Source organism: Segatella hominis, assembly GCF_004535825.1.
Taxonomy (GTDB): domain Bacteria; phylum Bacteroidota; class Bacteroidia; order Bacteroidales; family Bacteroidaceae; genus Prevotella; species Prevotella hominis.
Map to the genome: position 1 here is coordinate 1 of NZ_SGVY01000089.1, position 7,215 is coordinate 7,215.

The following is a 7,215-nucleotide window of genomic DNA, read 5'->3' on the forward strand; positions in this document are numbered from 1 at the left end:
AAAATTGTATTAGCATGGATATCAAGAAAATGGAACGAAATAAAGGAGATCAACCTCACATTGGCCTAAAGGGTGTGATATGGGATAAAGAAAAAGGATTGATCCAATATTCCTTGCTGAATGGGATTTCGTACACCATAATATCTGCTCATAAACAAGATTGAAAAATGTGTAGTAAAAGATATATTGTAGTTGTGATATTTTTTTTGATGGTAATTTCGTATGTCATAGTACGGTGTCGCCGTCATTCTGGTGTATATACTTATCACTGTAAAGAGATAGATTTTACTTTTCAAGTCTTAGAGAAAGATACATGTGATGTATTGGTTTTAGGGGATGGTGGTGATTCCATCTTTTACCAAGCACCATATAATGGTGGATATTTAGGTATAGATTTTTTCTTATCTGTTGATTCTAATATTATATATTTAAGTCCTTATTTTCCTATTATATATAATAAGGTTACAAAGAAATATAAAATGCAATCAATAAAATCAACTTTTGAAGATGATGACCCTTGTGCTCCATATATTAATGATAAATATTGGAATTTTAGTGGAGGTTGTGATCAAGGAAGATATACATTTAGTGTAAGTCATGGTAAAAAAGTATATGGTTCTATTGAACCCTTAGAGTGGAACTAATATTTTGATTCTGAAGTGTTTGATAGTAAAGAACTATATTTCGACTGGTGGTTTAGAGAATTTCACATGAAGTTGGTGACATAAAACAGATAAAAAGGGATGGGAGTGAAGGCCTATACCTGTTGAAGACCTTTTGGGGATATGTCTCGACCCTAAGATGGGGCGAGGTATATGAATCCTATTACGAGTATTTGGTATGGAGTAGACCCGATGATGGAAAAGTATCCAAATATAGGAGCATATATTTATTGTCATGGTAATCCTATAAAGCTAGTTGATCCTGATGGTAGGGATGATTTTTTTAATTTTGGGGGAATCCTTGTAAAAAATAGTGGACAAACCAATAATATATACGTTATGGTTAGTGGAAAACCTATTCTTATCACAAGATTGGATTTAGGGAATAAGGCTAATAGACAAACTGTTGCAAATATCATTGGCCATTATGCAGCCCAAATAGGAATTTCATACTATGCAAAAGGAGGCAACCCTATAGGAAATAATCCAATCGGCACAGTTGGGCTTTCAGTGAATAATAATTCAAAAGTATTAGCTTTTAATCAGGGGAATAACATATTTGTCAATAAGTATAAGAATAAAATATCAAGCTTATTATCAAATACATATAATTTAGTGAATACATTAGTTCATGAGAATACCCATAAAAAGGGGAAATATGGTTTTAAAAATATTACAAATTTTGAACATGCAAAAGTGTATTCTGCACAATTGGAGCATGCTTCTTTTAGCAAAACAACAAGTGATTTCAAAGAAGCTGTACTTAACCCAATGGCTTCTTATCTTAAAGATGCTATTATTGAAGATGGTGTAAATGATAAACGAGTATTTACACTTATAGAAAAAGCAAATAATGATAAACGAGTATTTACACTTATAGAAAAAGCAAATAAGGCAATAAAGGGAAGTGGCTTTAGTTTATCTTTTAGTCGATATTCAAGTGATACTGCAGGATTTAATATTAAAATTAATCAACAGTGAGAACATGACAAAATATTTAGTGTGCATTTTAACAATACTCATGTTGTCATCATGTAAAAAAAGAGAATTACAGGTACTTGTTGCAGGTCAAGATTGCAAATATTGGTTAAAATTATCAGATGAGAGCAAATCTCAGACAATTTATTATTTTGACAGAAGTGGAAAATGGTCTGTTTTTATAAGACCATATAGAAGTAACACTATGAAAAAATATAATGGAGGTGATGTTATGCTTGTTGAGAAATGGTCAGTAATTGATGATTCTATTCTAAATATAGGCGGAATAGGATATGCAGTAACAAGAATTAGTAACAAAATGATAATAATAAAAAATAAACATTTCAAAGATACCTTGGTTTATTTACCATCTCCTCCCTCTATAGAGGAAAATAATTCAGATTAAGATGGATACACAATCGCTATCAAAAGGGAATCCTTCCAAGCTCGGTGGTATGTTCAAACACAGCTATACCTACGATGATTTAAATCGTTTGGTGTATGCCAGTGGTAAGGCCAAGCGTGCATCGTATGACATGGTAATGTCGTTCGGACGGATGAGTGAACCGCTCACTAAGGTACAGAAGGTGGACTCAACGACAACTGCCAAGTCTTATAACTTTGCTTATAAGTATGAGGACAGTAACCACCCGACGGCTCCAACGCAGATTGGTCACGATCATTACACGTATGATGCCAACGGTAATCCAACGCTGGTAACGAACGATTCGACGAATACTACCCGAGAGATGCACTGGGATGAGGATAACCGCCTGATGGTACTCTCTGATTGTTGCAAAAAATACATGGTCATTAAAAGAATGAATATGAGACTATTTCTATACGTATTGGCATCGTTTTTTGTCATAAATTTAACGGCATGCAGACCAGAACAAAATGTACAAGGTAATATGAACAATCAAGTCAGTAGTCAAGTAAAATCTGTAGTTGATGAATACGCAAAGCGCCATCCTAAATATAAATCTTTGATTTTTATTACAGACTTTGAATACAATTGGAGAAATGGATATAAACGTAATAATGTAATCTTACTTGGTCCATCTTTGTATTGTTTACCTTCAAAATATAGATTATATCCTTCCCAATTGCAGTATTATAAGGATAAGCTAATATTTATCCAGTCATCTTCTGGCTTTCTTTATGAACAATCGAATATTCTAAAGACTTATAATAAAAACAAAACGAATATTGATAAATGTAACGATAATATTGCATTTTTCCTGAAGGAAGCTTCTGCATACCGGATTAAGGATAATGGAACTATAACAAAAATATCAGAAAGACCTGATACTATCCTATTGAAAAGGAGAGTTGAGTTTCATGCTCCACCAATAAGAAACCGTAATATCAAAAGTAACCAATGAGATACATAGTAGGCTATGCGGAGAATTGTCTACTCTTTTACAGTGATTACATTATAAAATGACGTAATAGTTTTTATAAAGAGGTTTTTGAAGAAGATTACACGCATGATGCCAACGGTAATCCAACACTGGTAACGAACGACTCTACGAATACTACCCGTGAGATGTACTGGGATGAGGATAATCGGTTGATGGTTCTCTCTGACAACGGTAAGACAAGCCGTTACACTTACAACGCTGCCGGTGAACGTATCATGAAGAGTTACGGTACGATGGAGGGTGTGTATATCAATGGTGCACCACAGGGAATCACGTTCCACGAGACGGATAACTTCACGCTCTACCCTGCTTCGATAATCAGCATCAACAAGAATCGCTTCACAAAGCATTACTTCATTGGTGACAAACGTATCGCCAGCCGTATCGGTACAGGCCTGTTTAACAACGTTTACGGACGCAACGGCTCATACGTAACAGCTGGTCAGCAGGACTATGCTGAACGTATGAATCAGATTCAGAAGCAGAAAGAGGCGTATTACAAGCAGCAGGGCATTGCACATGGCGTACCAACAATGAAGGGTGCGTACGGTGCGATGATGCTACTACAACTCGGAAAGACCTACGAGCTTCCGGGTGGAAAATTGTAAAAGGAGTGGATAAAATTACGAAAAACATTAATGATGTATTGTTAAATAGTAAATCTGATAATGGTTATAAAGCGCAATTATATAAAAGAACAAATCATGGACATGTAGAATTTGTTTATGCTTTTGCTGGTACAGACGATTGGAGTGATGTTGTTGACGACATAGACCAATACTATGGAGGAAGCCCAAATCAGTACAAAATGGCAGTTGCAAACGCAGAGATATTATCAAGTATATTGAAAGAAAAGTATGGCAATAATGTAGATTTTACATTTGTTGGTCATTCTCTTGGTGGTGGAGAGGCGGCAGCAGCAAGTATGGCAACTGGTTTTGATGCAATTACATTCAATCCAGCAGCTGTAACAAGTGATGATTTATTAGGGAATCCTAGTCATATTACCAATAATATCGCATTAGGAACGAAATTATTTACTATTTGGGGAAAAGACGTTTATTATGGTGGGGACATGTTACATAATTTCCAGTCAAATACTAATGTAGATATACCAGGTGCTATAAATTACATTCAACTTGGTACTGGTGCAACTCATACAATTGATGATTTCTACAACTATTTTTATAAGGATCATGACGAATAAACTATTTGTATTTTCTTTTCTTGTTCTGTTAACATCGTGTGGTTTACCTTATGTACACAAGGTTCAACTAACTAAAGATGACTTATCATGGATTGACCATTACCATGATACAGATACACTTGTGTTCACATCAAACAAGGGGGTGGATACGTTAACAATAATTTCAATGCGAGTTTCAAACCCAAGGAATACCTTTGTATTTGACCCAGAAGGAGTTAGATGGTATAATGGCTCCCATGAATTTCATGGGAATGCATATGTTGAGATGAAATTAAGACATTCCGGTACATCATTTGTCGTAGGATTTTATATTCGAAGAAATAAAAATACAGATCCTCTACGTTATAGCATAATATTTGGTGAAAAAAGCACTTCATATGAAAATGTCCAATTTTCTCAATATCAGATACATGGATGTAAATTAGATAGTTGCCTTGTGATTAATTCAAACAACATGAATAATAATTTAGGTGATCAGCCTCATCTTGAAGTAAAGTCTATTGTTTGGAATAAGTCATTGGGGCTTGTCCAATATGAACTAAATCATAATATCATATATACAATAAAGATGTGATGTATCAGATAATTATAATACATATTCTGATTATTGTATATTAGAAAAATATATTGGTGATAATAAAACAATTATAGATTTTATGGCAACACAAGCTGTAGGAGGTGGCTCTCTTGATTTTTCTGTTGGTCCTTTATTAGAAGACTATCAAAGATATGGTGCTTCTGGAGATGCTGTAGCCCCTTCCCTAGTTTACTTCCTTCCAGAGGGAGACAATGTTGCTCATAATCAATTTAATTTTGGTAACTTTTTATATGGATTTAGTGGTCGTCAACTTGGTGTAGCATTATCAATGTTAAAAATAGGTGGTCACATTAATAGTCTTGTAAATTCCGCACAGAATGGTTACAAGCCCCAGTTGGATTCTTCTGATGATCAATACTCCATTGAAAAAGGATATTTCTATTCTCATAAAGGACCAAAAGTAGGTTTTATAGCCTATGAGATAAATGTGCCAACTTATAGGAAAGGTGCAGCGAGGAAATTAATAGGAAAATTTTATGACAAAATAAGAAGAAAGTAATAATATGAATTCTAAGATAAAGATATTGCTTCCATTTATGGTCCTTTTCGCCTTTGGCGACTGTACTTCCGAAGTCAGATATAGTAGTCAAATAATAAACTATGATTATCGTAATTTTGATGGAGTCTTAATCTATAATAGAGATTCTGAAGTTATAATATTTGAGTTATTTAGGGCAAAAGAAAGCGGTCTTGTTTTTGTAGACAGTAATTTAAAAATAATAAAAAAGCCAAGGAACTATATTTTAAAAGACAAAGAGATAATTAAGCTGATTAGGGCTTATAAACGGCTAAAGCTATTATATTGTCGCATAGACTACGGTAAAATAATAAGAGTCATATGTAATGGTATAGACTATATAAGAATAAATAAAAATTACAATGACAAAGTATATCTTTTCGATGAGCATAAACATGAGTATAAATATATCGGAAATGATTGGTATGTAAAGAACTATAATGTAACAATCTAGCAACCTATTTACAATAATAAATTGGAGGGTGTGTCTGAATAAAAAAGATATTCGTGTGGTTTCTGAAATGCAAGATTACATTCAAGGAGGATTTGCTTCTGACGGCGTCAGCTATACCGAGGCCGCGATGAGGGACATTGACGGTGACGGACATCCAGATATCGTCGTCGTTGACGGAGGGAGGCGGCTCATAGTCTACCGCAACCTTACGGGAAGAACAAACATGCTCCGCTCTGTGACGCTTCCTTTCGGTGGACATATCAATATCAACTATGAACAGACAACTCCAAGTTACGATTTGCCGGGACGTCGCTGGGTGATGTCATCGGTTGAGACGACAGGTGGATACAATAAGAAGAAAGTCTATTGGTATGACTCCTGTCATTTCTTCTTTTTACAATAGCGATGCTAATAACGGAAAAGGAAGTTGGGCTATAGGTAGTATTATAGACACTAATGATAAAGTTGGTGCATCGGGGCTGAAATGGTCAGATGTAGAAAATGCTTTTGATATGTATCAGTCACGCTCTATTCATGTTATTCAGCATGAGGGATTTTCAACTAAAAATGCTGAAAAATATGGGTATATGTTAGGAAGACATTCATTGCCTAAGCATGGTCGTGATAAAATTATCAATTTTGCCGCATTATTTTCTTCTTTGTTTAGTCATTAAAGTTTTATGAGGATGGGAATCCCATCCTCATAATTATAAAATCGAAAAATCAATATGAAAAAAGTAATATTTATAATTATTGTCATTATCTCAGTTTTATTACAATATTTTTTTGGTAAAACACGATTATACTATTATAATAGTTATAATTTGTTTTTATTAATAAATGAGAAGAATATCACAAATGGAGAACTAAAAATAAGCAAAAATATATTTAGTTTTAAAAACAAAATAGAATTTGGGCATTACGGTGAATTGCCTATATTTTATATGGTACCTAAAAATGGACAAATATACATATGTGATTACCGTAATAATATAACGAAGATACATAGCGAAGATATTTACTTATATTATACAAAAAATGATGTAAAGACAAAACTGTCAGACAAGATAATCTATATAACCTGGGACGTGATACCTGTAATTTATGATGCAGAAAAGAAAACAATTTTAAATGTACAAAGATTATTATAGACCTGTTGGCGGAATTAAAAAACCGCCTGAAAATTAGTATATTTTTATGGAGAAAAAGTTGTGCATCTCGTTGATTTTTAGTAACTTTGTAGTGTCAAATTATAAAGTTATATATTTCACGCTATGCACAACTTGTATGCAAATTTCGTAAAAATTCTTGAGATATGCAAGGATTTCTCCAAAAATTTAGTTAATGAGCTAGGAAATATTCCTCGCCCAGGAGT

The 7,215-nt window shown here is 33.8% G+C and carries 8 protein-coding genes and 5 pseudogenes; all 13 read left to right on the plus strand.

The window, feature by feature from the left end; genetic code table 11:
* Positions 1-167: 167 nt before the first annotated feature.
* A complete protein-coding gene (locus tag EXN75_RS16715) occupies positions 168-644 on the plus strand; it encodes a hypothetical protein (protein ID WP_118119976.1) in 477 nt (158 codons plus the stop codon).
* Between the two features lie 159 nt (positions 645-803).
* Positions 804-1,643, plus strand: a pseudogene (locus tag EXN75_RS16720) (hypothetical protein); the annotation flags it as partial.
* Between the two features lie 4 nt (positions 1,644-1,647).
* Positions 1,648-2,046: a hypothetical protein gene (locus EXN75_RS16725; protein ID WP_134844681.1), complete on the plus strand. Its 399-nt coding sequence runs from the start codon at positions 1,648-1,650 to the stop codon at positions 2,044-2,046.
* A gap of 13 nt (positions 2,047-2,059) precedes the next feature.
* Positions 2,060-2,431 (plus strand): annotated as a pseudogene (locus EXN75_RS16730) (hypothetical protein); the annotation flags it as partial.
* A gap of 692 nt (positions 2,432-3,123) precedes the next feature.
* Positions 3,124-3,615: pseudogene (locus EXN75_RS16735) on the plus strand (RHS repeat-associated core domain-containing protein); the annotation flags it as partial.
* Between the two features lie 62 nt (positions 3,616-3,677).
* Entirely contained in the window at positions 3,678-4,271 is a 594-nt protein-coding gene (locus tag EXN75_RS16740) for an alpha/beta hydrolase family protein (protein ID WP_134844682.1), read from the plus strand.
* A complete protein-coding gene (locus tag EXN75_RS16745) occupies positions 4,261-4,845 on the plus strand; it encodes a hypothetical protein (RefSeq protein WP_118119968.1) in 585 nt (194 codons plus the stop codon). Before EXN75_RS16740 ends, EXN75_RS16745 begins: the two co-directional genes overlap by 11 nt.
* Before the next feature lie 82 nt (positions 4,846-4,927).
* Positions 4,928-5,368, plus strand: a complete 441-nt coding sequence (locus tag EXN75_RS16750; RefSeq protein ID WP_134844683.1) for a polymorphic toxin type 44 domain-containing protein — start codon at positions 4,928-4,930, stop codon at positions 5,366-5,368.
* Positions 5,369-5,372: 4 nt separating this feature from the next.
* Positions 5,373-5,840, plus strand: a complete 468-nt coding sequence (locus tag EXN75_RS16755) for a hypothetical protein (protein WP_134844684.1) — start codon at positions 5,373-5,375, stop codon at positions 5,838-5,840.
* Between the two features lie 97 nt (positions 5,841-5,937).
* Positions 5,938-6,195: pseudogene (locus EXN75_RS16760) on the plus strand (FG-GAP repeat domain-containing protein); the annotation flags it as partial.
* Between the two features lie 16 nt (positions 6,196-6,211).
* Positions 6,212-6,514, plus strand: a complete 303-nt coding sequence (locus EXN75_RS16765) for a hypothetical protein (RefSeq protein WP_134844685.1) — start codon at positions 6,212-6,214, stop codon at positions 6,512-6,514.
* A 54-nt stretch (positions 6,515-6,568) separates the two neighbouring features.
* Positions 6,569-6,991, plus strand: coding sequence for a hypothetical protein (locus tag EXN75_RS16770; RefSeq protein WP_134844686.1), 423 nt, complete (start codon positions 6,569-6,571; stop codon positions 6,989-6,991).
* Positions 6,992-7,037: 46 nt separating this feature from the next.
* Positions 7,038-7,215, plus strand: a pseudogene (locus tag EXN75_RS18405) (IS982 family transposase); the annotation flags it as partial.

Coding starts and splice junctions, on each gene's coding strand:
- EXN75_RS16765 (WP_134844685.1), top strand. CDS start 6,212: ATGACTCCTGTCATTTCTTCTTTTTACAATAGCGATGCTAATAACGGA.
- EXN75_RS16745 (WP_118119968.1), top strand. CDS start 4,261: ATGACGAATAAACTATTTGTATTTTCTTTTCTTGTTCTGTTAACATCG.
- EXN75_RS16750 (WP_134844683.1), top strand. CDS start 4,928: ATGGCAACACAAGCTGTAGGAGGTGGCTCTCTTGATTTTTCTGTTGGT.
- EXN75_RS16755 (WP_134844684.1), top strand. CDS start 5,373: ATGAATTCTAAGATAAAGATATTGCTTCCATTTATGGTCCTTTTCGCC.
- EXN75_RS16715 (WP_118119976.1), top strand. CDS start 168: ATGTGTAGTAAAAGATATATTGTAGTTGTGATATTTTTTTTGATGGTA.
- EXN75_RS16725 (WP_134844681.1), top strand. CDS start 1,648: ATGACAAAATATTTAGTGTGCATTTTAACAATACTCATGTTGTCATCA.
- EXN75_RS16770 (WP_134844686.1), top strand. CDS start 6,569: ATGAAAAAAGTAATATTTATAATTATTGTCATTATCTCAGTTTTATTA.